Source organism: Stenotrophomonas capsici, from assembly GCF_034961085.1.
Lineage (GTDB): Bacteria > Pseudomonadota > Gammaproteobacteria > Xanthomonadales > Xanthomonadaceae > Stenotrophomonas > Stenotrophomonas capsici.
In genome coordinates, this window is the sequence record NZ_JAYFUH010000061.1 from 292,974 (window position 1) to 317,424 (window position 24,451).

Genomic DNA, 24,451 nt, shown 5'->3' on the forward strand with positions numbered 1-24,451 from the left:
GCGCCCTTCGGGTGTCCCGGGCAGAGGCAAGAGAGAATCGCTGTGCTGGCCGAATATTTGCCGTCTCTGCTGTTTCTGATCGTCGCCACCGGCATCGGCGTCACGCTGATGTTGATCGGTCGGTTCCTCGCTCCCCGTTCGCCGGACAACGAGAAACTCTCGGCCTACGAGTGTGGCTTCGAGGCGTTCGAAAACGCGCGCATGAAGTTCGACGTGCGTTACTACCTGATCGCCATCCAGTTCATCGTCTTTGACCTGGAAATCATCTTCATCGTGCCTTGGACCCAGGTCTTCATGGAGCTGGGCGCCCGCTCGCTCGTGACCATGGGCCTGTTCGTGGGCATGTTGTTCCTCGGCTTTATCTACGTTTGGAAGAAGGGAGCGCTGGAATGGGAGTGATTCAGACTCTCGACGGCCTGATGAACAACCCCGTCCCGGAAGGGCGGGTTGATGACATTCTGCGGCCTGAAGGCGAGAACCCCCTGCTCGAGAAGGGCTACGTGACCACCAGCGTCGACGCGCTGTTGAACTGGGCGCGTACCGGCTCGATGTGGCCGATGACCTTCGGTCTGGCCTGCTGCGCGGTGGAGATGATGCACGCCGGCGCCGCCCGCCTGGACCTTGACCGTTACGGCGTGGTGTTCCGCCCGTCGCCGCGCCAGTCCGACGTGATGATCGTGGCCGGCACCCTGGTCAACAAGATGGCCCCGGCGCTGCGCAAGGTCTACGACCAGATGCCCGACCCGAAGTGGGTCATCTCGATGGGTAGCTGCGCCAATGGCGGCGGCTATTACCACTATTCGTATGCCGTGGTGCGTGGCTGTGACCGCGTGGTGCCGGTGGACGTGTACGTCCCGGGTTGCCCGCCGACCGCCGAGGCGCTGGTTTACGGCATCTTGCAGCTGCAGAAGAAGATCTGGCGCACCCAGACCATCTCCCGCTGACGATCCCCCTTTCAAATCAAGAGCACGCCAGCCCCCATGGCCCAGCAAGCACCTTCAATCATCGACCGACTTGCCGCACGTTTCGCCGGTGCGCAGGTCAGCGTGGTCGAACCGCGCGGCGAAGTGACGCTGGAGGTGTCCGCCGCGGACTGGCATGCAACGGCCCAGGTGCTGCGTGACGAGCTCGGCTTCGAGCATGCCACCGACCTGTGCGGCGTCGATTACCTCGGCTACGGCAGCGACGAGTGGGATACCTCGGACGTCTCCTCGCACGGTTTCAGCCGTGGCGTGGAAGGCAAGGGCGCCGGCCGTTTCGCGTGGGGCGAGTTCCCCAGCCACGAAACCGCCGAAGGCGCCCGCCCGGATGCACTGCCGAAGCAGCGCTTCGCGGTGGTCGTCCAGCTGCGTTCCTACCAGCACAACCAGCTGCTGCGCCTGCGCTGCTTCGCTCCCAGTGAAGAACTGCCGGTGGTGGCCTCGCTGACCGACATCTGGCCGGGCCTGAACTGGTTCGAGCGCGAGGCGTTCGACCTGTACGGCGTGATCTTCGAAGGTCACCCGGACCTGCGCCGCATCCTGACCGACTACGGTTTCGTGGGCCATCCGTTCCGCAAGGATTTCCCGCTGATCGGCAACGTCGAAGTGCGTTACGACGAAGAAAAGAAGCGTGTGGTGTACGAGCCGGTGACTTCGGTCGAGCCGCGCGTCGGCGTGCCGCGCGTGATCCGCGATGACGCCCGCTTCCAGACCGCGGAAGGCGAGCGCGCGCTGACGGAGGCAAGCAAGTGAGTGAGTTCCATCAGGCCTCGCAGGCCTTCGCCAGCAATCCCGCCGAAGCCCGGCAGGAGATCCGCAACTACACCATGAACTTCGGCCCGCAGCACCCGGCCGCGCATGGCGTGCTGCGCCTGATCCTGGAAATGGACGGTGAAACCATCGTCCGTGCCGACCCGCACATCGGCCTGCTGCACCGCGCGACCGAGAAGCTGGCCGAGTCCAAGCCGTTCAACCAGTCGGTCGGCTACATGGACCGCCTGGACTACTGCTCGATGATGTGCAACGAGCACGCCTACGTGCGCGCGATCGAGACCCTGGTGGGGATCGAGGCGCCGGAACGTGCGCAGTACATCCGCACCCTGTTCGACGAAGTCACCCGCATCCTGAACCACCTGATGTGGCTGGGTTCCAACGCGCTCGATCTGGGCGCGATGGCGGTGATGCTGTACGCCTTCCGTGAGCGCGAAGAGCTGATGGACTGCTACGAGGCGGTCTCCGGTGCGCGCATGCATGCGGCCTACTACCGTCCGGGCGGTGTGTACCGTGACCTGCCGGACACGATGCCGAAGTACAAGGAGTCGCGCTGGCACAAGGGCAACGCCCTCAAGCGCCTGAACGCATCACGCGAGGGTTCGCTGCTGGACTTCCTGGAGAACTTCACCAACGAGTTCCCCAAGCGCGTAGACGAGTACGAAACCCTGCTCACCGACAACCGCATCTGGAAGCAGCGTACGGTCGGCATCGGCGTGGTCAGCCCGGAGCATGCGCTGGCATGGGGCATGACCGGTGTGATGCTGCGCGGTTCGGGCATTGCCTGGGACCTGCGCAAGAAGCAGCCGTACGCCAAGTACGACGCGGTTGATTTCGACATCCCGCTGGGCGCCAATGGCGACTGCTACGACCGTTACCTGGTCCGCGTGGCCGAGATGCGCGAATCCAACCGCATCATTAAACAGTGCGTGCAGTGGCTGAAGGCCAACCCGGGCCCGGTCATGGTCAAGAACTTCAAGATCGCCCCGCCGGCCCGTGCCGAGATGAAGGACGACATGGAAGCGCTGATCCACCACTTCAAGCTGTTCAGCGAAGGCTACTGCGTGCCGGCCGGCGAGACCTACGCCGCGGTCGAGGCGCCGAAGGGTGAGTTTGGCTGCTACCTGATGTCCGACGGCGCCAACAAGCCGTTCCGCGTGCACCTGCGTGCGCCGGGCTTCGCCCACCTGTCCTCGATCGATTCGGTCGTGCGCGGCCACATGCTGGCCGACGTGGTGGCGATGATTGGTACCTACGACCTCGTGTTTGGTGAGGTCGACCGGTAATGCCGGGCAACAACACAGCGCCCGGTGCCTGCGCGGCTTGCCTGCTGCAGGTATCGGTTTTTCAGGATTTGGTATTCGTTGAGGTCGGCCGATGAAGGCGACAGGTAATTACGAGGCAGCACGCGACGTCGACCCGATGGTCGTGTTGAGTGACAAGACGCGTGCCCACATTGACCACTGGTTGACCAAGTTCCCGCCGGAGCGCAAGCGTTCGGCGGTGCTGCAGGGCCTGCACGCCGCGCAGGAGCAGAACCAGGGCTGGCTGACCGACGAGCTGATCGCCGGCGTGGCCAAGTACCTGGACCTGCCGTTCGTGTGGGCCTACGAGGTCGCCACCTTCTACTCGATGTTCGAGACCGAGAAGGTGGGCCGCAACAACGTCGCCATCTGCACCAACATCAGCTGCTGGCTCAACGGCGCCGACGACATCGTCCGCCATTGCGAGAAGAAGCTGGGCATCAAGCACGGTGAATCGACCCCGGACGGCCGCGTCTACCTCAAGCGCGAGGAAGAGTGCCTGGCCGGCTGCGCGGGCGCGCCGATGATGGTCATCAACGGTCACTACCATGAGCGCCTGACGCTGGACCAGGTCGACGCGCTGCTGGACGGGCTGGAGTAAGGCATGGCACACCACGAATCCAAGGGCCCGGTCGGACCGGCGCCGCTTCCGCACAACGTGGTTTACACCACGCTGCACTACGACACCCCGTGGTCGTACGAGAGCTACCTCAAGACCGGCGGTTACGCCGCGCTGCGCAAGATCCTCGAAGAGAAGATCCCGCCGGCCGACGTGATCGAGATGGTCAAGCAGTCCGGCCTGCGTGGCCGCGGCGGCGCGGGCTTCCCGACCGGCCTGAAGTGGTCCTTCATGCCCAAGGGCGACGTGCAGAAGTACATCCTCTGCAACTCGGACGAATCCGAGCCGGGCACCTGCAAGGACCGCGACATCCTGCGCTACAACCCGCACTCGGTGGTTGAGGGCATGGCCATCGCCTGCTACGCCACCGGTTCCACCGTGGGCTACAACTACCTGCGTGGTGAGTTCCACCACGAGCCGTTCGAGCACTTCGAGCAGGCCCTGGCCGATGCCTACAAGCATGGCTGGCTGGGCAAGAACGTGCTGGGCAGCGGCGTGGACATCGACATCTACGGTGCGCTGGGCGCCGGCGCCTATATCTGCGGCGAAGAAACCGCGCTGATGGAATCGCTGGAAGGCAAGAAGGGCCAGCCGCGCTACAAGCCGCCGTTCCCGGCCAACTTCGGCCTGTACGGCAAGCCGTCGACGATCAACAACACCGAGACCTACGGCTCGGTGCCGGCGATCATCCGCAACGGTCCGGAGTGGTTCAAGGGCCTGAGCCTGACCAACAACGGCGGCCCGAAGTGCTTCTCGGTCTCCGGTTGCGTCACCAAGGGCGGCAACTTCGAAGTGCCGCTGGGCACCACGTTCGACACGCTGCTGGAAATGGCCGGTGGCCTGCGCCCGGGCCGCAAGCTGAAGGCGGCGATCCCGGGTGGTGTCTCGATGCCGGTGCTGACCGCCGAGCAGCTCAAGGACCTGCCGATGGACTACGACACCATCCGTGCGCTGGGCTCCGGCCTGGGTTCGGGTGCGATCGTGGTGCTGGACGACAGCGTGTGCTGCGTCAAGTTCGCCTGCCGCATCAGCCAGTTCTTCCACAAGGAATCGTGCGGCCAGTGCACCCCGTGCCGTGAAGGCACCGGCTGGATGCACCGCGTGCTGGAGCGCATCGTCGCCGGCCAGGCCACGATGGACGACCTGCACCAGCTCAAGACGGTGGCCGGCCAGATCGAAGGCCACACCATCTGCGCGTTCGGTGAAGCGGCGGCATGGCCGATCCAGGGTTTCCTGCGCCAGTTCTGGGACGAATTCGAGTACTACATCGTCAACGGTCATTCGATGGTTGACGGCAAGAAGGTGGAGGCTGCTGCCGCATGAGCGCGCAACCGGTAAATCCAAACGTGCCGCCGGACCACGTCTCGATCGAGATCGATGGCCAGGCACTGGTCGTGCCCAAGGGTTCGATGATCATCCAGGCCGCCGACAAGGCCGGCATCCCGATCCCGCGCTTCTGCTACCACGAGAAGCTGCCGATCGCCGCCAACTGCCGCATGTGCCTGGTCGACGTTGAAAAGTCGCCCAAGCCGTCGCCGGCGTGCGCGACCCCGGTCATGGATGGCATGAAGATCCAGACCCGCAACGAGAAGGCACTCAAGTACCAGCGTTCGGTGATGGAGTTCCTGCTCATCAACCACCCGCTGGACTGCCCGATCTGCGACCAGGGCGGTGAGTGCGAGCTGCAGGACGTCTCGCTGGGCTACGGCCGTTCGGTCAGCCGCTTCAACGAGCGCAAGCGCGTGGTGGCCGACGAGGACATGGGTCCGCTGGTCGCCACCGAGATGACCCGCTGCATCCAGTGCACCCGCTGCGTGCGCTTCACCGCCGAAGTGGCGGGCACCTACGAGCTGGGTGGCATGTCGCGCGGCGAGAACCTGCAGATCGGCACCTACGACGGCAAGCCGCTGACCACCGAGCTGTCCGGCAACGTCATCGACGTGTGCCCGGTTGGCGCGCTGACCAACAAGGTGTTCCAGTTCAAGGCACGCCCGTGGGAGCTGACCGCGCGCGAGTCGCTGGGCTACCACGACGCGATGGGCTCGAACCTGTTCCTGCACGTGCGCCGCGGCGAAGTGCTGCGCGCGGTGCCGCGTGACAACGAGCTGGTCAACGAGTGCTGGCTGTCCGACCGCGATCGTTACTCGCACCAGGGCCTGTATGCCGCTGACCGTGCGGTCAAGCCGCTGCAGAAGGTCAACGGCGAATGGAAGGAAGTGAGCTGGGCCGAAGGCCTGGCCGCTGCCCGCGAGATCCTTGACGCCAACCGTGGCGACGACCTCGGCGTGCTGGTGCATCCGTCGACCTCCAACGAGGAAGGCGCGCTGCTGGCTCGTCTGGCCGCCGGCCTGGGTTCGAACAACCTCGACCACCGCATCAACAACCGCGACTTCTCCGATGCGCCGGTAGCCGAAGTGTTCGGCGCCTCGCTGGCCGACATCGAGAACGCCGACCGCATCGTCGTGCTGGGTAGCAACATCCGCCACGAACTGCCGCTGCTGCATGCCCGCCTGCGCAAGGCGCAGACCCAGCGTGGCGCGCAGATCTTCGCGGTCAACCCGGTGGAGTTCGACTTCGCCTTCAAGCTGGCCGGCAAGCAGATCGTCGCCCCGTCGCGCTTCGTCGAGGCGCTGGGCAACGCACAGCTGGTCGATGCGGTGAAGGGCGGTGCCAACACCGTCATCATCGTCGGTGCGATTGCCGAGAATCACCCGCAGGCCGCCGCGATCCGTTCGGCCGCCAGTGCATTCGCCGCCGCCACCGGCGCCAAGCTGTGCCGCATCCCGCAGGGCGCCAATGCCGTTGGCCTGTCGCGCGTCGGCGTGCTGCCGGCCGGCAAGGACGTCAACGCGATGCTGGCGCAGCCACGCAAGGCCTACGTGCTGTACGGCATCGAGCCGGGCCTGGACTTCGCCGACACCAACGCCGCCCGCAAGGCGCTGGCCGGTGCCAAGGTGGTGTCCTTCAGCCAGTATGCCTGTGCCTCGACCCGCGACGTCGCCGACCTGATCCTGCCGATCGGCGCGCTGCCGGAGGTCGACGGCACGCTGACCAACCTCGACGGCCGCGAGCAGGTCGCCCGTGCCGGTGGCAAGCTGCAGGGCGAGGCCCGCGAGGGCTGGCGCGTGCTGCGTGCGCTGGGCGGTGACATGCAATTGGCCGGTTTTGGCTTCACCGATCTGGCCGGCCTGCGCGCGAGCATCGCGCCGGTGTCGGTCAAGGTGGCCGCTTCGGCACAGCCGCAGGTGGCGGGCGAGGGCCTGGAGGTCGCTTCGACCCCGGCCATCTACCGCACCGATGCCGTCGTCCGCCGTGCCCAGGCACTGCAGGCGCATCCGCTCAACACCGACCCGCGCATCGTGCTCAATGCCGACGATGCCGCGCGCCTGTCGCTGGGCGAGGGCCAGATGGCAAAGGTCGGCAACGATGCCGGTCGTGCCACGCTGCCGGTGGTGGTCGACGCGCGCGTCGCCGCCGGTACGGTTTGGATTGAATCGGGCCACGGCGCGACCGCGCCGCTGGGTGCCGCACGTGTAACGGTGGTGGCTGCATGAACGAGTTGCTGTTGAACGCGGTCGACCCGCTGCACCAGTGGTTCCTCGCCCTGGGCGACATCGGCATCGTCCTGTGGACGGTGCTGAAGATCCTGCTCATCGCGATGCCGGTGATCATCTCGGTGGCGTTCTACGTGTTGTGGGAGCGCAAGCTGATCGGCTGGATGCACGTCCGCCACGGGCCCATGTACGTGGGCCTCGGCGGCCTGCTGCAGGCCTTCGCCGACGTCACCAAGCTGCTGTTCAAGGAAATCATCGCTCCGGCCAGCGCGCACAAGGCGATGTACGTCATCGCGCCGCTGATCGTGCTGGCGCCGTCGTTCGCGGCGTGGGCGGTGGTGCCCTTCGACTACAAGCTGGTGCTGTCCAACGCCAACGTCGGCCTGCTGTACCTGCTGGCGATGACCTCGCTGGGCGTGTACGGCGTGATCCTGGCCGGTTGGGCGTCCAACTCGAAGTACGCCTTCCTCGGTGCGATGCGTTCGGCCGCCCAGGTGGTCAGCTACGAAATCGCGATGGGCTTCGCGCTGGTCGGCGTGATGATCGCCGCCGGCAGCCTGAACCTGACCGACATCGTGCTGGCGCAGAAGGGTAATTCGGGCCTGTTCGACTGGTTCCTGCTGCCGCTGCTGCCGCTGTTCGTCGTGTACTGGGTGTCCGGCGTCGCCGAGACCAACCGCGCGCCGTTCGACGTGGTGGAAGGCGAGTCGGAAATCGTCGCCGGCCACATGGTCGAGTACTCCGGCGGTGCGTTCGCGCTGTTCTTCCTGGCCGAATACGCCAACATGATCCTGGTCAGCTTCCTGATCTCGATCTTCTTCCTGGGTGGCTGGCTGAGCCCGCTGCAGGGTTGGGTCAGCGGCGATGTGTCGCCGTGGATCAACTGGATCTGGGACGGTGGCTGGCCGTGGCTGCTGCTCAAGGTGCTGTTCTTCGCCAGCGCCTACATCTGGTTCCGTGCCAGCTTCCCGCGTTTCCGTTACGACCAGATCATGCGTCTGGGTTGGAAGGTGTTCATCCCGCTGACCATTTTCTGGATCGCGGTGACGGCACTGATGGTGTTCTACGGCGTGATCCAGAAGGGCGTTTGATTCATGAATAAGATCACCCACTATTTCAAGAGCCTGCTGCTCCTGGAGCTGCTCGGAGGCCTGTGGCTGACGTTGAAGTACACGTTCAAGCCCAAGTACACCGTGCTGTACCCGATGGAGAAGTTCCCGCAGTCGCCGCGCTTCCGCGGCCTGCACGCCCTGCGCCGTTATCCCAACGGTGAAGAGCGCTGCATCGCCTGCAAGCTGTGCGAAGCGGTGTGCCCGGCGCTGGCCATCACCATCGACTCGGCCAAGCGCGAGGACGGCACCCGCCGCACCACGCGTTACGAGATCGATCTGTTCAAGTGCATCTTCTGCGGCTTCTGCGAGGAAAGCTGCCCGGTGGACTCGATCGTCGAGACCCACATTCTCGAGTACCACTTCGAGAAGCGTGGCGAAAACATCATCACCAAGCCGCAGCTGCTGGCCATCGGCGATCGGCTTGAAACCGAAATCGCCGAGCGCCGCGCCGCCGACGCTGCTTTCCGCTGAGGTCTCGAGATGGATTGGGTAAATATCGCTTTCTGGTTCTTCTCGATCATCGCGGGCATTTCGGCCGCGTCGGTGATCAGCGTGCGCAACCCGGTGTATGCCGTGCTGTGCCTGATCCTGACCTTCTTCTCGGTGGCCTGCGTGTGGCTGCTGGTGGGGGCCGAGTTCCTGGGCGTCACGCTGGTGCTGGTGTACGTCGGTGCGGTGATGGTGTTGTTCCTGTTCGTGGTGATGATGCTGGACATCGATACCACCAACCTGCGTGAAGGCTGGGTGCGCTACCTGCCGGTGGGCCTGGTGGTCGCGGTGGTGATGCTGGTGCAGATGCTGACCCTGATCGGCATCAAGGCCCGCATGGCGCCGTTCCCCGTGGACAACGCCGCCGCGGTCGCCGCGGACACCTCCAACATCACCTGGCTGGCGCGCAGCCTGTTCACCGAATACCTGCTGCCGTTCGAGTTCGCCGCAGTGATCCTGACCGTCGCCGTGGTGGCAGCCGTGATGCTGACCCTGCGCCGCCGTCAGGGCCTGAAGACGCAGAACCCGACCGAGCAGACCATGGTCAAGGCAAAAGACCGCCTGCGCATCGTCAAGATGGCCGCCGAGAAGCCGGTGGTGCAGGTGCAAGCGAACAACGAAGGTGGCGAGGAGGCCAAGCCATGATTTCCCTGGGCCATATGCTCGCGCTGGGCGCGGTGATGTTCTGCATCTCCGTCGCCGGCATCTTCCTGAACCGGAAGAACATCATCGTGTTGCTGATGTCGATCGAACTGATGCTGCTGTCGGTCAACATCAACTTCATCGCCTTCTCGCGTGAGCTGGGCGATACCGCCGGCCAGCTGTTCGTGTTCTTCATCCTGACCGTGGCCGCAGCCGAAGCTGCAATCGGCCTCGCGATCCTGGTGACCTTGTTCCGTACTCGCCACACCATCAACGTGGGCGAAGTTGATTCGCTGAAGGGCTGATCCGAGATGGAAATCACTCTCTCCAAGAGTCTGTTGATCGCAGTGGTGCTCGCACCACTGTTCGGCAGCATCATCGCCGGCCTCTTCGGACGCCAGGTCGGGCGCAAGGGCGCCCAGTACATCACCATCCTCGGCGTGGCGATCAGCTTCGTGCTGTCCGCACACACGCTGTACCAGCTGCTGTGGGGTGGGGCGCAGCCGTTCAACCAGAACATCTACACCTTCTTCGAGGTCGGCCAGTACGCGGCCCACGTCGGCTTCATGATCGATCGCATGACCGCCATGATGATGGTGGTGGTGAGCTTCGTATCGCTGCTGGTGCACATCTACTCCATCGGCTACATGTCCGAGGACGACGGCTACCAGCGCTTCTTCAGCTACATCTCGCTGTTCACCTTCTCGATGTTCACGCTGGTGATGAGCAACAACTTCCTACAGCTGTTCTTCGGCTGGGAAGCGGTGGGTCTGGTGTCGTACCTGCTGATCGGCTTCTACTTCAAGAAGCCCAGCGCCATCTTCGCCAACATGAAGGCCTTCCTGGTCAATCGCGTCGGTGACTTCGGCTTCCTGCTGGGCATCGGCGGCATCCTGTGGGCGTTCGGTACGCTGGACTACGCCACCGTGTTCGCCAATGCCGGCACCGTGCTGGGTACCGATGCCACCGGCCATGCCATGGTGCAGCTGATCGGTGACCACCAGTGGTCGATCGCCACCGTGATCTGCATCTGCCTGTTCATCGGCGCGATGGGCAAGTCGGCCCAGGTGCCGCTGCATGTGTGGCTGCCGGACTCGATGGAAGGCCCGACCCCGATCTCGGCGCTGATCCACGCCGCGACGATGGTGACCGCTGGCATCTTCATGGTCACCCGCATGTCGCCGCTGTTCGAGCTGTCGCAGACCGCGCTGGACTTCATCCTGTTCATCGGTGCGACCACGGCCTTCTTCACCGGCCTGATCGGCATCGTGCAGAGCGACATCAAGCGCGTGGTTGCCTACTCGACGCTGTCGCAGCTGGGCTACATGACCGTTGCCTTGGGCGTGTCCGCCTACTCGGGCGCCGTGTTCCATCTGATGACCCACGCCTTCTTCAAGGCGCTGCTGTTCCTGGGTGCCGGCTCGGTGATCATCGGCATGCACCACGAGCAGAACATGCTGAAGATGGGCGGCCTGCGCAAGTACATGCCGATCACCCACATCACCATGTGGATCGGTACGCTGGCCCTGGTCGGCACCCCGTTCTTCGCGGGCTTCTACTCCAAGGACACCATCATCGAAGCCGCCGCGCACCACGCGCAGCATTCGTCCAGCTGGGTGGCCACGTATGGCTACTGGGCGGTGCTCGGTGGCGTGATCGTCACCAGCTTCTACAGCTTCCGCCTGCTGTTCCTGACCTTCTTCGGCAAGGAGCGCTTCCGTGACGCGCACGATGACCATGGCCATCACGGCCATGGCCACGATGACCACCACGGTCACGGCGCCCACGAACCGCACGAGTCGCCGCTGGTGGTGACGGTGCCACTGATCCTGCTGGCCATCCCGTCCATCCTGATCGGCTTCTTCACCATTGGCCCGATGCTGTTCGGCACCGGCTGGGACGGTCATGCCGCCGAGGGTGGCGTGCCGGGCCAGGCCATGTCGTTCTTCACCGGCATCGTTGATTTCTACGACCCGGCACGCGACACCATCGCCGCCGTGGGCAAGGAGTTCTGGCACGGCTCGGTGGCCTACGCGCTGCACGGCATGATGATGCCGGCGTTCTGGCTGACGGTTGCGGGCTTCATCCTGGCGTGGGTGTTCTACGTCTGGAAGCCGGAACTGGCCGGTCAGGCGCGCAAGAACCTGGCACCGCTGGTTTCGGTGCTGGAAAACAAGTACGGCTTCGACAAGCTCTGGATCGACGGCTTTGCCGGCGGTGGTGTGCAGCTCGGCAAGGCCGCCCGTGCCGTGGACAGCACGGTCGTCGACGGTGTGGTGGTGAATGGTTCGGCCCGTCTGGTCGACCTGGCTGCCAACCTGCTGCGCCGCACCCAATCCGGTTTCCTCTACCACTACGCCTTCGCGATGATCATCGGCCTGATTGCCCTGCTGGGCCTGCTGATGCATTTCTGGCGTTGACCTGTACGGAATAGAAGACGTGTCGAACTGGCCCCTACTTAGTGTTCTCATCTGGCTGCCGATCATCGGCGGTGCGTTGATCCTCGCCGTGCGCAACGCCCAGACCGCCCGTTGGGCGTCGCTGGCGGTGGCATTGCTCACCTTCCTGTTGAGCCTCGGCCTGCTCAGCGGCTATGACCGCGGCGCCGCCGACGTGATGCAGTTCGTCGAGCAGCATCCGTGGATCCCGGCCTTCGGTATCGGCTACAACCTCGCCGTCGATGGCATCGCCATCGCGCTGGTGCTGCTGACCACCCTGGTCGGCGTGCTGGCCCTGATCGGCGCCTGGGGCGTGGTCGACAAGCGCGTGAACCAGTACGTCGCCGCCTTCCTGATCCTGGAGGGCGTCACGGTCGGCATCTTCGCCGCCACCGACGCGATGCTGTTCTACGTGTTCTTCGAAGCCATGCTGATCCCGATGTTCCTGATCATCGGCGTCTGGGGCGGCCCGCGTCGCATCTACGCGGCCATGAAGTTCTTCCTGTACACCTTCCTCGGCTCGGTGCTGATGCTGGTGGCGCTGATCTACCTGTACCTGAAGGGCGGCAGCTTCCAGCTGGCCGACCTGTACCAGCTGCAGTTGTCGGCCAAGGAACAGACGTGGATCTTCTTCGCCTTCCTGATCGCCTTCGCGGTCAAGGTGCCGATGTTCCCGGTGCACACCTGGCTGCCGGATGCGCACGTGGAAGCGCCGACCGCCGGTTCGGTGATCCTGGCTGCCATCGCGCTGAAGATCGGTGGCTACGGCTTCCTGCGCTTCAACCTGCCGATCGTGCCGGACGCCAGCGCCGAGTGGGCCTGGCTGGTGATCGCGCTGTCGCTGGTGGCGGTGATCTACGTCGGCCTGGTCGCGATGGTGCAGGACGACATGAAGAAGCTGATCGCCTATTCGTCGGTCGCACACATGGGCTTCGTCACCCTCGGCACGTTCACCGCGCTGTGGCTGGTGCGTGAGGCCGGCAACGCCGACGCCGCCCGCCTGGGCCTGCAGGGCGCCATGGTGCAGATGATCTCGCACGGCTTCGTGTCCGGTGCGATGTTCTCCTGCGTGGGCGTGCTGTACGACCGCATGCATAGCCGCCGCATCGCCGATTACGGCGGCGTGGTCAACGTGATGCCGTGGTTCGCCACCTTCGCGTTGCTGTTCTTCATGGCCAACTCGGGCCTGCCGGGTACCAGCGGCTTCGTGGGTGAATTCATGATCGTGCTGGCGTCCTTCCAGTGGAACCCGCTGGTGGCACTGGGTGCGGCGACTACGCTGATCATCAGCGCCGCGTACTCGCTGTGGCTGTACAAGCGCGTGTTCTTCGGCGAGGTGGGCAATGCCCATGTGGCCGAACTGAAGGACATCAACGGTCGTGAATGGCTGGTGTTGGGTGTGTTCGCCGTCGGCACGCTGGTGCTGGGCTTCTATCCCAAGCCGCTGACCGACCTGATGGAGCCGTCCATCGCCAAGCTGGCGATGCAGATCGCATCGAGCAAGCTGCTGTAAGCGGCCCGTCGAGAGTATTGATTCCAGGATTTGATGATGACAACGCCGACGCTTCTGCCGTTGACCACCGCCGACCTCCCGCCGTTGCTGCCAGAACTGGTGGTGATTGGTGGCGCCTTCGCCCTGCTGATCCTCGATCTGTTCATCAGCAACCGGCACAAGGTCTGGACCCACTTCATCTCGGTGGCCGTGCTGGCCGTCGCCTTCGGCCTGCTGCTGGGTGGCGTGGGCGGGCAGGGTGAGGTGTTCCATGGCATGTTCATCCGCGACAACGCCGCCGACATCATGAAGACGGTGGTGGTGCTGGTCAGTGGCCTGAGCCTGATCTACGGCTGGAGCTACCTGCGCGAACGCAACCTGTACCAGGGCGAGATCCCGGTGCTGATCCTGTTCGCCACCGCCGGCATGATGATCCTGGTGTCGGCCGGTAGCCTGCTGATGGTCTACCTGGGCCTGGAGCTGCTGGCGCTGTGTTCGTACGCGCTGGTTGCCAGCAACCGCGAGAACAAGCTCGCCGCCGAAGCCGGCATGAAGTACATCGTGCTGGGTTCGCTGGCCTCGGGCCTGCTGTTGTACGGCATGTCGCTGATCTATGGCGCCACCGGCTCGCTGCACCTGGACGTCATCCACGGCGCCATCGCCCATTCCGACGAGCGCCTGCTGTTGCTGACCGGCGCGGTGTTCATGGTCGCCGGCATTGCCTTCAAGCTGGGCGCCGCGCCGTTCCACATGTGGCTGCCGGACGTGTACCAGGGTGCTCCGGCGCCGATCGCGCTGTTCATCAGCTCGGCACCGAAGCTGGCCGCGTTCGGCATGGCTTACCGTTTGCTGGAAATGGGCGTAGGCCCGTTGTCGACCGAACTGCAGTATGTGCTGGCCGGCCTGGCCGCGCTGTCGCTGATCGTGGGCAACCTGATGGCCATCGCGCAGACCAACCTCAAGCGCATGCTGGCCTACTCCACGGTCTCCCACATCGGCTTCCTGCTGATGGGCGTGGCCGGTGGCGGCGAGCAGGGCTATTCGGCCGCGATGTTCTACGCGGTGGCTTACGCCATCATGTCGACGGCTTCGTTCGGCGCGATCATCGCGCTGTCGCGTGCCGGCTTCGAGGCCGAGAACATCGAGGACTTCAAGGGGCTGAATGCCCGTAGCCCGTGGATGGCCGGTCTGGTCCTGTGCATCATGGCGTCGCTGGCCGGTATCCCGCCGTTCCTGGGCTTCTGGACCAAGCTGGCGGTGCTGGGTGCTGCAATCAACGGCGACCTGCTGTGGCTGGCCATGGTCGGCGTGATCTGCGCAGTGATCGGTTGCTTCTACTACCTGCGTGTCATCAAGGTCATGTACTTCGATGAGCCGGTGGGCGAGGCGCTGCCGCGCAACAACGACCGCATCCTGGGCATCGTGCTGGGCGTGAATTCGGTCCTGCTGCTGTTCCTGCCGCTGGGCCTGGGGCCGATCCTGCAGTGGATGCGCACGGCATTTGCACATTTGTCGTAATAATTTTCAAAAAACAGTTACACAAAGATGTGAATCGTGTAATATTCACGTCCTGATTTGACGGCAGCAACGCGACGCGGCGCTGCCGGAATCACCGGAAGGTGGTTCCGCCGGGGAGTCAATTCCTCGGGTTTCTCCGGAAGATCGGAGAAACAAGTGAAGTAAATAAGGGTTGCAATCTGATCCAAGTTACTTCATAATTCCGCTTCTGCTGCGGGGTGGAGCAGTCTGGCAGCTCGTCGGGCTCATAACCCGAAGGTCGCAGGTTCAAATCCTGCCCCCGCTACCAGCTTCGGTTTCTGCGACAATGTCGATTGAAGCCAAAGTCTGGGCTCGCAAGAACGTTTGCTTCCGTTCTTGCAACCGGAATCCAGTCACCGGATTTCAACCGGACAAAGGGCCCAATAGGGTCCTTTGTTGTTTCCGGACAACGGAAAATCCCGGCTGGGTGGTACCAGCCCCCATTTACCGAACCAAGGCAGGCTGTGAGCGACAAGGCTACTGAAATCGCGAATCTGCTGGGCCCCACCGTGCAAGCGCTGGGGCTCGATTTGTTGGGCGCCGAGTATCTGCCGGCCCCCGGCGGTGCAACCCTGCGCCTGTACATCGACGTGCCGCTGGCCGAACAGCCCGAGCGCATGGTCAATGTCGACGACTGCGAGCGGGTCAGCCGCGAAGTGTCGGCGCAACTGGACGTGGAAGACCCGATCAGCGGCAACTACACGCTGGAAGTCTCCTCGCCGGGCGTGGACCGTCCGTTGTTCACGCTGGAACAGTTCGAGCAGCAGCTTGGCCAGTCCGCCAAGGTCGGCCTGAAGCTGCCGCAGGAGAGCCGCCGCCGCCTGCAGGGCGAGATCGCCGCGGTGGACCACGCGCAGGGCACCGTGACGTTCATCGTCGACGGCAAGCCGTTCGTGGCCGCGTTCGACAACATCGACAAGGCACGCATCATTCCGGACTGGGCCGCACTGGGCCTGGCGCCGACCAAACCCACCGGCCCGGCCCCGAAGAAGGGCGACAAGGCCAAGAACAAATCCAATAACGAAACGGCGGCCAAAAAGCCGCGCGCGGAGTGAGCCGATGAGCAAGGAACTTTTGCTGGTAGTTGACGCAGTCGCCAACGAGAAGGGCGTGCCGCGCGAAGTGATTTTCGACGCGATCGAAGCAGCGCTCGCCTCCGCGGCGAAGAAGCGTTACATCGACCAGGACGTGCTGGCGCGCGTGTCGATCAACCAGAAGGACGGTAGCTACGAGACCTTCCGTCGCTGGGAAGTGGTCGCCGACGACGTGGTGATGGAATCGCCGGACCGCCAGATCCGCATGATGGACGCAATCGACGAAGCCGACGGCGTCGAGATCGGTGACTACATCGAAGAGCAGATCGAGAACCCGGATTTCGGCCGCATCGCCGCCCAGGCCGCCAAGCAGGTCATCGTGCAGCGCGTGCGCGAGGCCGAGCGCCAGCAGGTGGTCGATGCATGGAAGGATCGCGTCGGCGAGCTGGTCACCGGCGTGGTCAAGCGTGCCGAGCGTGGCAACATCTACGTGGACCTGGGCGGCAACGCCGAGGCCTTCATCCCGAAGGACAAGGGCATCCCGCGCGACGTGCTGCGCGCCGGCGACCGCGTGCGCGGTTACCTGGCCGAAGTGCGCTCGGAGCCGCGTGGTCCGCAGCTGTTCATCAGCCGCGCTGCCCCGGAATTCATGATCGAGCTGTTCAAGCTCGAGGTGCCGGAAGTCGGCCAGGGCCTGGTCGAGATCAAGGCCTGTGCCCGCGACCCGGGCGACCGTGCCAAGATCGCCGTGCTGGCCCATGACAGCCGCACCGATCCGATCGGCGCCTGCATCGGCATGCGCGGTTCGCGCGTCCAGGCCGTGTCCAACGAGCTCAATGGCGAGCGCGTGGACATCGTGCTGTGGAACGAGAACCCGGCCAACTTCGTCATCAATGCGATGGCGCCTGCCGAAGTGCAGTCGATCATCGTCGATGAAGAGAAGCACTCGATGGACCTGGCCGTGGCCGAAGACCGCCTGGCCCAGGCGATCGGCAAGGGCGGCCAGAACGTGCGCCTGGCCAGCCGTCTGACCGGTTGGCAGCTGAATGTGATGACCCAGGACCAGGTGACCGCCAAGTCCGAGGCCGAGCAGGCCGTCGCCCGCCAGCTGTTCATGGACAAGCTGGAAGTGGACGAGGAAATCGCCGGCATCCTGGTGTCCGAAGGTTTCGGCACCGTGGAAGAAATCGCGTACGTGCCGGTCGGCGAGCTGCTGGCCGTGGAAGGCTTCGACGAGGACATCGTCGAGGAACTGCGTGCCCGCGCACGCGACGCGCTGCTCAACGAGGCGCTGGCCGTGGAAGAGGGCGCCGAAGGCGGCGTGCCGGCGGATGACCTGCTGGCATTGAAGGGCATGGATGAAGCAACCGCGTACGCACTGGCCGGTCATGGCGTGCGTACGAGTGAGGATCTGTCGGACCTGGCTGCCGACGAGATCCTGGAGTTCGGTATCGAGGGTATGGATCTTGAGCGCGCCGCAGCGCTGGTCCTCGCCGCCCGCGCCGAGGAGATCGCCCGCCTGGAGCGCGGCGAATGAGCCAGCGATGAACAGTGCCCTGAGCCGCTCAGGGCGTAGACTCCGCGCTGCCTTCGTTCGTGTCGAGGGGGCGCCAACAAGATCATAGGATCCGAATGTCGCAGCAAACCACCATCCGCAAGCTCGCCGAACTGGTCAACACGCCGGTCGAGAAACTGCTGGAGCAGCTGGCCCAGGCCGGCATGAAGTTCAGCGGTCCCGACCAGGTCGTGACCAGCACCGAGAAAGTGAAGCTTCTGGGATTCCTCCGCCGTTCGCACGGCAAGGATGAGTCGCCCGCCGACGAGGGTGCCGAAGGCGCCCCGAAGAAGATCACCCTGGCCCGTCGCAAGCACCAGGAAGTGACGGTCAATGCCGGTCGCAGCAAGACCACGGTCAACGTCGAGGTGCGCCAGAAGCGTACCTACGTCAAGCCGGAAGGTGGCAAGCCTGCGATGACGCCGGACGAGGAGCGCGCCGAAATCCTGCGCAAGCTCGAGGAATCGCGTCAGCGCAATCTCGACGAGCAGCGCATGCTGGCCGAGAAGGACCGTGCCCGCGACGAGGAAATCGCCCGCCAGAAGGCGGCCGAGGACGCCGAGCGCCAGCGTATCGAAGCCGAGCGCATCGCCGCCGAAGAAGCGGCCAAGGCCAAGCTTGCAAAGCCGGCGGTGACCGGAGCGGCAAGCGAGCCGGTGGCCAAGGCGCCGCGTCATGCCGCGGCACCGGCTGCGCCGCGTGCGCCGATCCGCGAGGATCGCGCGCCGTCGTCGCATGCCAAGCCGGGCAAGGCACGTGGCACGCAGGGCGCGGACAACGATGGCGGCAACCGTTTCGGTGGCCAGCTGCACCTGTCGGCATCGGACCGTGCGCGTCGCGGCAACAGCAACAACAATAATTCGCGTGGTCGCCCGGGCAGCCGTGCGCCGCAGGGCCGTCGTGGCAATGAACAGTCGCGTGGCGGCGGTGGCAGCCATGGCTTCGAGCGTCCGACCGCACCGGTCGTGCGCGAGATCGCCATCGGCGAGACCGTGACCGTTGCCGATCTGGCGCAGAAGCTGGCCCTGAAGGGCGGCGAAGTGGTCAAGGCGTTGTTCAAGATGGGCGTGATGGCCACCATCACCCAGTCCATCGACCACGACACCGCCGTGCTGGTGACCGAAGAGCTCGGCCACAAGGCCGTGCGCGCGGACACCAACGATGCCGAAGACGCACTGCTGGCCATCACCGATGCCGACCAGGGCGACGCCGTGCCGCGTCCGCCGGTGGTCACCATCATGGGCCACGTCGACCACGGCAAGACCTCGCTGCTGGATTACATCCGCCGTACCAAGGTCGCCAATGGCGAAGCCGGTGGCATCACCCAGCACATCGGCGCCTACCACGTGGATACGCCGAAGGGCGTGATCAGCTTCCTGGATACCCCGGGCCATGCCGCGTTCACCTCGATGCGTGCCCGTGGCGCGCAGCTGACCGACGTGGTGGTGGTGGTCGTGGCCGCCGACGACGGCGTCATGCCGCAGACCAAGGAAGCCATCCAGCACGCCCGCGCCGCCAACGCGCCGATCGTGGTGGCGATCAACAAGATGGACAAGTCCTCGGCCGACCCGATGCGGGTCAAGAACGAACTGCTCGCCGAGCAGGTCGTGGCCGAAGACTTCGGTGGCGATACGCAGATGGTGGAAATCTCCGCCAAGACCGGCCAGGGCATTGATGACCTGCTGGACGCGATTTCGATCCAGGCCGAACTGCTTGAGCTGAAGGCCGTGGCCGAAGGCCGCGCGGCGGGCGTGGTCATCGAGTCCTCGCTGGACAAGGGCCGTGGCCCGGTCGCGACGGTGCTGGTGCAGCAGGGTCAGCTCAAGAAGGGTGACTACCTGGTGTGCGGCATCCAGTACGGCCGCGTGCGTGCGCTGTTCGACGAGACCGGTCGCCAGGTGGCCGAAGCCGGCCCGTCGATCCCGGTGCAGGTGCTGGGTCTGTCCGGCGTGCCGGAAGCGGGCGATGATTTTGTCGTCGTTGAAGACGAGCGCCTGGCCAAGGATGTCGCCCAGCAGCGTGAGACCAAGCGCCGTGAATCGCGTCTGGTCGCCACCGCGGGCAGCCGCATGGAAGACATCATGGCGCAGCTGGGCAAGGGCGAAGGCCAGCAGGTGCTGAACCTGCTGATCAAGGCCGATGTCCAGGGTTCGGTGCAGGCACTGAGCCAGTCGCTGGTGGGCCTGTCCAACGACGACATCCGCATCAACGTGATCCACTCCGGCGTGGGCGGCATCACCGAATCGGACGCCAATTCGGCCGCCGCTTCCAAGGCCACCGTGATCGGCTTCAACGTGCGTGCGGATGCTTCGGCCCGTCGCATCATTGAATCCAATGGCGTGGACCTGCGTTACTTCTCGATCATCTATGACGTGATCGACCAGGTGAAGCAGGTGGCCTCCGGTCTGCTCGGCGTGGAAATCCGCGAAGAGATCATCGGTATCGCCGAGGTCCGCGACGTGTTCCGCAGCTCGAAGCTGGGCGCGATCGCCGGCTGCATGGTGGTCGAGGGCGTGGTCAAGCGGAACAAGCCGATCCGCGTGCTGCGCGACAGCGTGGTGGTGTTCGAGGGCGAACTGGAATCGCTGCGCCGCTTCAAGGAGAACGTCGAGGAGGTTCGCAACGGTACCGAATGCGGTATCGGCGTGAAGGCCTACAACGACGTGAAGGCCGGCGACCAGATCGAATGCTTCGAGCGCATCGAAGTGCCGCGTACGCTGTAATCGCACCACGGACCGGTCCGCCCCATGGCGGGCCGGTCCTGCTTCATCAACGCAATATTCAAACGAGCCAGAAAACGTGCCAAAGACTTTCCACCGTACCGACCGAGTTTCCGCACAGATCCGCCGTGATCTGGGCACGCTGGTGCATGCCGCCGTGCGTGAGCACGGGCTGCCATCGGTCAGCGTCTCGGACGTGGAGGTCACCCGCGACATGGCCCATGCCAAGGTGTTCGTCACCGCACTGATGCCGGAACGCTCGGCCGAGGCGGTGAAGGGCCTGCGTGAGCTGTCGGTGGAGCTGCGCATGGCGCTGGCCCGGGCAATGAAGCTGCGGCACGTGCCGGAGCTGCATTTCCACTACGACGACTCGGTGGACCGCGGCGAGCGCATCGACAACCTGCTGCGCGACCTGTCGGACAAACATCCGCCGTCGAGCTCCGACGAAGAGTGAAGCAGCAGCCCGCAAGGGCTGTTGTCATATCTGGCCGGCGCCACGCACGGCGCCGATGATTTCCTGATTCCCGTCCGGCATTGCCGTGCCGGCCCGAGTAGGGTGTTGCATGCGTCCCCGTATTTCATTCCGTCGCCTGGATGGCATCGTCCTGCTCGACAAGCCCGCCGGCATGAGCTCCAACACCGCGCTGCAGGTGGCTCGTCGCCTGTTCCGTGCCGAGAAGGGGGGGCATACCGGCAGCCTGGACCCGCTGGCCACTGGCCTGCTGCCGTTGTGCTTCGGCGAGGCGACCAAGATTGCCGGGCTGCTGCTGGGCTCGGCCAAGGCCTACGACGCCCAGATCGCGCTGGGGCGTACCACCGATACCGACGATGCCGACGGCGTCGTGCTGCGTGAGCGTCCGGTGCCGGCCATCCCCCGACAGGTATTGGACGCGGCGCTGGCGACCCTGACCGGGCATATCCGCCAGCGCGCCCCGATCTATTCCGCGCTCAAGCAGGGCGGGGAGCCGTTGTATGTGAAGGCCCGGCGCGGGGATGCCATCGAGGCCCCGGAGCGGGAGGTCCACGTGCAGGCCATCGAGGTGCTGGCGCAGGAGAGCGAGCAGCTGTCGCTGCGCGTGACCTGTGGTTCGGGCACCTATATCCGCAGCATCGCCAGGGATCTGGGCGAACTGCTGGGCTGCGGGGCGCACATCACCGCGCTGCGCCGCCTGTGGGTGGAGCCGTTCCTGTCGCCGCGGATGATCGGGCTGGATGCGCTGCGGGAAGTGGCCGAGAGCGGCGACGAGGCGGCGCTGCTGCAATGGTTGCTGCCGATCCAGGACGGGCTGGTCCACTTTGGCCGGGTTGATCTGGATGAGGGGCAGGCGGCCCGGTTCTGCATGGGGCAGCGTCTGCGCAATCCGGCCTGGCCGGTCGGGCTGGTGGCGGTTTTCGGGGCGGAAGGTGCTCCGCTAGGACTGGGGCAGGTGGAGTCCGACGGCCGTCTGGCGCCGCAGCGCCGGTTCAATCTCTGAATGGGACAGGCGCCGAACCCTGACGCGCCTTGTGGCAAATGGTTGAGGTCGTTACAATTTTGCGGCCCTTGTAGGGGCACCCTCCGGCCGTCGGCCGGGGTTCTATCAATCGGCGAGCTGCGCGGTGCGTCCAGTACGTTCCTGCCGGCCACGCATCCAAGAGAAAACACGAAATGTCGATCGACACCCAGAAGGTTATTGAAGCCAACGCCCGCGGCACCAACGACACCGGTTCGCCGGAAGTCCAGGTGGCCCTGCTGACCGCCCGCATCGAACTGCTGACCGGCCACTTCAAGGAACACAAGAAGGACCACCACAGCCGCCGTGGCCTGCTGCAGATGGTCAACCGCCGCCGCAGCCTGCTCGACTACCTGAAGAAGAAGGACGTCGAGCGCTACAAGGCGCTGATTGAAAAGCTCGGCCTGCGCCGCTAATAGACTTCCCGCCGCGGCGCAGCGATGCGCCGCGGTTTTGTTTTTGCAGTTTCAAAATCGCAGTAGATCGGCCGGACCCGCCCGGCCACCCGATGACGGCAAGGGTCGTCAGCGGTCCATCTGATGAAGCATTTCAAGGATTCCCCGTGGCAAAAATCACCAAAACCTTCCAGTACGGCAAACACACCGTCACGCTTGAGACCGGCGAAATCGCCCGTCAGGCAAGCGGCGCCGTCATCGTCAAGATGGACGACACCGTGTTGCTGGTCACTGCCGTCGCCGCCAAGAGCGCGCGCGAAGGCCAGGACTTCTTTCCGCTGACCGTCGACTACCAGGAAAAGTTCTACGCCGGTGGCCGTATCCCGGGTGGCTTCTTCAAGCGCGAAGGCCGTGCGACCGAGAAGGAAACGCTGATCTCGCGCCTGATCGACCGCCCGATCCGCCCGCTGTTCCCGGAAGACTACAAGAACGAAGTCCAGATCATCGCCACGGTGATGTCGCTGAACCCGGAAGTGGATGGTGACATCGCCGCCCTGATCGGTGCCTCGGCCGCGCTGTCGCTGGCCGGCACCCCGTTCAAGGGTCCGATCGGCGCCGCCAAGGTCGGTTACAAGGACGGCCAGTACATCCTCAACCCGACCGTGTCGGAGCTGAAGGAATCGCAGTTGGAGCTGGTGGTCGCGGGTACCGCCAATGCCGTGCTGATGGTCGAATCCGAAGCCGCGCTGCTGTCCGAGGAAGTGATGCTGGGCGCCGTGACCTTCGGTCACCGCGAAATGCAGAAGGTCATCAACGCGATCAACGAGCTGACCGTCGAAGCCGGCACCAAGCCGAGCGACTGGGTTGCCCCGGCCAAGAACACCGCGCTGATCAGCGCGCTGCAGGAAGCCGTTGGTGGCAAGCTGGGCGAAGCCTTCCAGGTGCGCGACAAGCTGCAGCGCCGCGACGCCATCGCCGCGATCAAGAAGGACGTGCTCGAGTCGCTGGCCGGCCGCGTTGCCGCCGAAGGCTGGAACCCGGCCGAGCTGTCGAAGGAATTCGGCGAGCTGGAATACCACACCATGCGTGACTCGGTGCTGGCCACCAAGGTCCGCATCGACGGCCGTGCACTGGACACCGTGCGCCCGATCACCGTGAAGGCCGGCGTGATGCCGCGCACCCATGGCTCGGCGCTGTTCACCCGCGGCGAGACCCAGGCCATCGTGGTCACCACGCTGGGCACCGCCCGTGACGGCCAGGTCATCGACGCCGTCGCCGGTGAGTACAAGGAAAACTTCCTGTTCCATTACAACTTCCCGCCCTACTCGGTGGGTGAGTGCGGCCGTTTCGGCGCGCCGAAGCGCCGCGAGATCGGCCACGGCCGCTTGGCCAAGCGCGGCGTGCTGGCCGTGATGCCGACCCTGGAAGAGTTCCCGTACACCATTCGCGTGGTGTCGGAAATCACCGAATCCAACGGTTCCTCGTCGATGGCCTCGGTCTGCGGTTCGTCGCTGGCCCTGATGGACGCCGGCGTGCCGGTGAAGGCTCCGGTGGCGGGTATCGCCATGGGCCTGGTGAAGGAAGGCGACAACTTCGTCGTGCTGTCGGACATCCTGGGTGACGAAGATCACCTGGGCGACATGGACTTCAAGGTGGCCGGTACTTCGGAAGGTGTCTCTGCGCTGCAGATGGACATCAAGATCGAAGGCATCACCGAAGAGATCATGAAGAAGGCGCTGGAACAGGCCAAGGCCGGCCGCCTGCACATCCTGGGCGAAATGGCCCATGCGCTGACGGCCCCGCGTGCCGAGCTGTCGGACTACGCGCCGCGCCTGCTGACCATCAAGATCCACCCGGACAAGATCCGCGAAGTGATCGGCAAGGGTGGCTCGACCATCCAGGCCATCACCAAGGAAACCGGCACCCAGATCGACATCCAGGACGACGGCACCATCACCATCGCTTCGGTGAACAATGCCGCTGCCCAGGCCGCCAAGGCCCGCATCGAGCAGATCACCTCGGACGTCGAGCCGGGCCGCATCTACGAAGGCAAGGTCGCCAAGATCATGGACTTCGGTGCGTTCGTCACGATCCTGCCGGGCAAGGACGGCCTGGTCCACGTGTCGCAGATCTCCAGCGAGCGCGTCGAGAAGGTCGGCGACAAGCTGAAGGAAGGCGATGTGGTCAAGGTCAAGGTGCTGGAAGTCGATAAGCAGGGCCGTATCCGCCTGTCGATGAAGGCCGTGGAAGAAGGCGAGGGCACCCCGGCCGAGTAAGGTCGCGGTGTTGCGCTGAAGGAAAGCGGGCCTTGTGC

Annotated in this window: 21 protein-coding genes and 1 tRNA gene; all 22 read left to right on the forward strand. The window is 64.7% G+C overall.

Features of this window, described 5'->3' with window-relative positions; all coding sequences use genetic code 11:
* Window positions 1-42 precede the first annotated feature (42 nt).
* The 22 genes from VA603_RS03195 (at window position 43) to pnp (ending at window position 24,413) form a co-directional block, all read left to right on the forward strand.
* Window positions 43-399 carry an NADH-quinone oxidoreductase subunit A gene (locus VA603_RS03195; RefSeq protein ID WP_057633772.1) on the forward strand — a complete coding sequence of 119 codons (357 nt, stop codon included), beginning with the start codon at window positions 43-45 and terminating at the stop codon, window positions 397-399.
* Window positions 390-944 carry a NuoB/complex I 20 kDa subunit family protein gene (locus VA603_RS03200; RefSeq protein ID WP_132864350.1) on the forward strand — a complete coding sequence of 185 codons (555 nt, stop codon included), beginning with the start codon at window positions 390-392 and terminating at the stop codon, window positions 942-944. The genes VA603_RS03195 and VA603_RS03200 overlap by 10 nt, the downstream gene beginning before the upstream one ends.
* 36 nt (window positions 945-980) lie before the next feature.
* Window positions 981-1,733, forward strand: coding sequence for an NADH-quinone oxidoreductase subunit C (locus tag VA603_RS03205; RefSeq protein WP_323437905.1), 753 nt, complete (start codon window positions 981-983; stop codon window positions 1,731-1,733).
* Window positions 1,730-3,037 (forward strand): NADH-quinone oxidoreductase subunit D, encoded by a 1,308-nt coding sequence (locus VA603_RS03210; RefSeq protein WP_323437906.1) that lies wholly within the window; start codon window positions 1,730-1,732, stop codon window positions 3,035-3,037. The genes VA603_RS03205 and VA603_RS03210 overlap by 4 nt, the downstream gene beginning before the upstream one ends.
* Before the next feature lie 91 nt (window positions 3,038-3,128).
* Window positions 3,129-3,656 carry an NADH-quinone oxidoreductase subunit NuoE gene (nuoE, locus tag VA603_RS03215; RefSeq protein ID WP_192286190.1) on the forward strand — a complete coding sequence of 176 codons (528 nt, stop codon included), beginning with the start codon at window positions 3,129-3,131 and terminating at the stop codon, window positions 3,654-3,656.
* A 3-nt stretch (window positions 3,657-3,659) separates the two neighbouring features.
* Complete coding sequence (gene nuoF, locus VA603_RS03220; protein ID WP_132864346.1) at window positions 3,660-4,997, forward strand: NADH-quinone oxidoreductase subunit NuoF; 1,338 nt, start codon at window positions 3,660-3,662, stop codon at window positions 4,995-4,997.
* Window positions 4,994-7,228 carry an NADH-quinone oxidoreductase subunit NuoG gene (nuoG, locus tag VA603_RS03225; protein WP_323437907.1) on the forward strand — a complete coding sequence of 745 codons (2,235 nt, stop codon included), beginning with the start codon at window positions 4,994-4,996 and terminating at the stop codon, window positions 7,226-7,228. The genes nuoF and nuoG overlap by 4 nt, the downstream gene beginning before the upstream one ends.
* Complete coding sequence (gene nuoH, locus VA603_RS03230) at window positions 7,225-8,319, forward strand: NADH-quinone oxidoreductase subunit NuoH (RefSeq protein ID WP_323437908.1); 1,095 nt, start codon at window positions 7,225-7,227, stop codon at window positions 8,317-8,319. Before nuoG ends, nuoH begins: the two co-directional genes overlap by 4 nt.
* Window positions 8,320-8,322: 3 nt before the next feature.
* Window positions 8,323-8,811 (forward strand): NADH-quinone oxidoreductase subunit NuoI, encoded by a 489-nt coding sequence (nuoI, locus tag VA603_RS03235; protein ID WP_132864343.1) that lies wholly within the window; start codon window positions 8,323-8,325, stop codon window positions 8,809-8,811.
* A 9-nt stretch (window positions 8,812-8,820) separates the two neighbouring features.
* On the forward strand, window positions 8,821-9,474 hold the full coding sequence (locus VA603_RS03240; protein WP_192286187.1) for an NADH-quinone oxidoreductase subunit J: 654 nt from the start codon (window positions 8,821-8,823) through the stop codon (window positions 9,472-9,474).
* On the forward strand, window positions 9,471-9,776 hold the full coding sequence (gene nuoK, locus VA603_RS03245; RefSeq protein WP_054656949.1) for an NADH-quinone oxidoreductase subunit NuoK: 306 nt from the start codon (window positions 9,471-9,473) through the stop codon (window positions 9,774-9,776). The genes VA603_RS03240 and nuoK overlap by 4 nt, the downstream gene beginning before the upstream one ends.
* A 6-nt stretch (window positions 9,777-9,782) precedes the next feature.
* The gene (nuoL, locus tag VA603_RS03250) at window positions 9,783-11,891 is read left to right on the forward strand and encodes an NADH-quinone oxidoreductase subunit L (protein ID WP_192286186.1); all 2,109 of its coding nucleotides are present in this window, start codon (window positions 9,783-9,785) and stop codon (window positions 11,889-11,891) included.
* A gap of 19 nt (window positions 11,892-11,910) precedes the next feature.
* Window positions 11,911-13,422 (forward strand): NADH-quinone oxidoreductase subunit M, encoded by a 1,512-nt coding sequence (locus VA603_RS03255; protein WP_313254691.1) that lies wholly within the window; start codon window positions 11,911-11,913, stop codon window positions 13,420-13,422.
* 36 nt (window positions 13,423-13,458) lie between these two features.
* Window positions 13,459-14,919, forward strand: coding sequence for an NADH-quinone oxidoreductase subunit NuoN (gene nuoN, locus VA603_RS03260; protein WP_323437909.1), 1,461 nt, complete (start codon window positions 13,459-13,461; stop codon window positions 14,917-14,919).
* Window positions 14,920-15,131: 212 nt separating this feature from the next.
* Window positions 15,132-15,208, forward strand: a tRNA-Met gene (locus tag VA603_RS03265).
* Window positions 15,209-15,404: 196 nt separating this feature from the next.
* On the forward strand, window positions 15,405-15,995 hold the full coding sequence (gene rimP / locus VA603_RS03270) for a ribosome maturation factor RimP (RefSeq protein ID WP_192286184.1): 591 nt from the start codon (window positions 15,405-15,407) through the stop codon (window positions 15,993-15,995).
* Window positions 15,996-15,999: 4 nt separating this feature from the next.
* Window positions 16,000-17,511, forward strand: coding sequence for a transcription termination factor NusA (gene nusA, locus VA603_RS03275; RefSeq protein WP_132864336.1), 1,512 nt, complete (start codon window positions 16,000-16,002; stop codon window positions 17,509-17,511).
* Between the two features lie 95 nt (window positions 17,512-17,606).
* The gene (gene infB, locus VA603_RS03280; RefSeq protein ID WP_323437910.1) at window positions 17,607-20,252 is read left to right on the forward strand and encodes a translation initiation factor IF-2; all 2,646 of its coding nucleotides are present in this window, start codon (window positions 17,607-17,609) and stop codon (window positions 20,250-20,252) included.
* A 76-nt stretch (window positions 20,253-20,328) separates the two neighbouring features.
* Window positions 20,329-20,703: a 30S ribosome-binding factor RbfA gene (gene rbfA, locus VA603_RS03285; protein ID WP_132864334.1), complete on the forward strand. Its 375-nt coding sequence runs from the start codon at window positions 20,329-20,331 to the stop codon at window positions 20,701-20,703.
* Between the two features lie 109 nt (window positions 20,704-20,812).
* A complete protein-coding gene (truB, locus tag VA603_RS03290) occupies window positions 20,813-21,724 on the forward strand; it encodes a tRNA pseudouridine(55) synthase TruB (RefSeq protein ID WP_323437911.1) in 912 nt (303 codons plus the stop codon).
* Window positions 21,725-21,897: 173 nt separating this feature from the next.
* Complete coding sequence (gene rpsO / locus VA603_RS03295; RefSeq protein ID WP_132864332.1) at window positions 21,898-22,158, forward strand: 30S ribosomal protein S15; 261 nt, start codon at window positions 21,898-21,900, stop codon at window positions 22,156-22,158.
* 146 nt (window positions 22,159-22,304) lie between these two features.
* Complete coding sequence (gene pnp / locus VA603_RS03300; RefSeq protein ID WP_132864331.1) at window positions 22,305-24,413, forward strand: polyribonucleotide nucleotidyltransferase; 2,109 nt, start codon at window positions 22,305-22,307, stop codon at window positions 24,411-24,413.
* Window positions 24,414-24,451 lie beyond the last annotated feature (38 nt).

Excerpts from the sequence above, each read along its gene's own strand:
- VA603_RS03240 (WP_192286187.1), top strand. The coding sequence starts at position 8,821 with ATGGATTGGGTAAATATCGCTTTCTGGTTCTTCTCGATCATCGCGGGC.
- nuoL (WP_192286186.1), top strand. The coding sequence starts at position 9,783 with ATGGAAATCACTCTCTCCAAGAGTCTGTTGATCGCAGTGGTGCTCGCA.
- nuoK (WP_054656949.1), top strand. The coding sequence starts at position 9,471 with ATGATTTCCCTGGGCCATATGCTCGCGCTGGGCGCGGTGATGTTCTGC.
- nuoE (WP_192286190.1), top strand. The coding sequence starts at position 3,129 with ATGAAGGCGACAGGTAATTACGAGGCAGCACGCGACGTCGACCCGATG.
- nuoG (WP_323437907.1), top strand. The coding sequence starts at position 4,994 with ATGAGCGCGCAACCGGTAAATCCAAACGTGCCGCCGGACCACGTCTCG.
- nuoN (WP_323437909.1), top strand. The coding sequence starts at position 13,459 with ATGACAACGCCGACGCTTCTGCCGTTGACCACCGCCGACCTCCCGCCG.
- VA603_RS03205 (WP_323437905.1), top strand. The coding sequence starts at position 981 with ATGGCCCAGCAAGCACCTTCAATCATCGACCGACTTGCCGCACGTTTC.
- infB (WP_323437910.1), top strand. The coding sequence starts at position 17,607 with ATGTCGCAGCAAACCACCATCCGCAAGCTCGCCGAACTGGTCAACACG.
- VA603_RS03200 (WP_132864350.1), top strand. The coding sequence starts at position 390 with ATGGGAGTGATTCAGACTCTCGACGGCCTGATGAACAACCCCGTCCCG.
- nuoI (WP_132864343.1), top strand. The coding sequence starts at position 8,323 with ATGAATAAGATCACCCACTATTTCAAGAGCCTGCTGCTCCTGGAGCTG.
- nusA (WP_132864336.1), top strand. The coding sequence starts at position 16,000 with ATGAGCAAGGAACTTTTGCTGGTAGTTGACGCAGTCGCCAACGAGAAG.
- rpsO (WP_132864332.1), top strand. The coding sequence starts at position 21,898 with ATGTCGATCGACACCCAGAAGGTTATTGAAGCCAACGCCCGCGGCACC.
- nuoH (WP_323437908.1), top strand. The coding sequence starts at position 7,225 with ATGAACGAGTTGCTGTTGAACGCGGTCGACCCGCTGCACCAGTGGTTC.
- nuoF (WP_132864346.1), top strand. The coding sequence starts at position 3,660 with ATGGCACACCACGAATCCAAGGGCCCGGTCGGACCGGCGCCGCTTCCG.
- truB (WP_323437911.1), top strand. The coding sequence starts at position 20,813 with ATGCGTCCCCGTATTTCATTCCGTCGCCTGGATGGCATCGTCCTGCTC.